Genomic DNA, 427 nt, shown 5'->3' with positions numbered 1-427 from the left:
CGTCGGCCCTGGTCGCGAGGAGACCGGCCGAGGCGGCGGTCTCGATGACGAGGGCGGTCTCGGGCTCGCTGAGCTGGAGGTGGGCGGCCGCCGCCTTGAGCTCGCGGACGCCGAGGCCGCCGGTGCGGAGCGCCGCCGCGGGCCGGATGCTCCACCACTCGAGGAGCAGCTCCGTACGACGACAGAGCTCGGCCGCCGCGCCTGCCGCGGCGCCGTCGGTGAGCCGGGTGGGGCGCTCCGCGGTCGCGAGAGCGGGCGGCTGGTCGACAGGTGTGGTCGTCGTCCGACCGCCGCGCAACGCCATCCCGACCTCGCCCGGCGCCACCAGCAGGTCGTCCTTGCCGGGGACGAGCAGGGCGCGGGACACGAGCTCCTCGGCCGGTCCCGCGGCCTCCTCGGGCCGGGCCGTCCGGCGGACGTTGCCGGC

General features: G+C 78.2%; 1 pseudogene. It reads right to left on the bottom strand.

Features of this window, described 5'->3' with window-relative positions:
* Positions 1–427: pseudogene (locus H0487_RS22815) on the bottom strand (hypothetical protein); the annotation flags it as partial.

It is taken from the genome of Nocardioides stalactiti, from assembly GCF_014180715.1.
Taxonomy (GTDB): Bacteria; Actinomycetota; Actinomycetes; order Propionibacteriales; family Nocardioidaceae; genus Nocardioides; species Nocardioides stalactiti.
The sequence above is the reverse complement of the archived record's forward strand: the minus strand, read 5'-3'. Positions and strand labels throughout refer to the sequence as shown.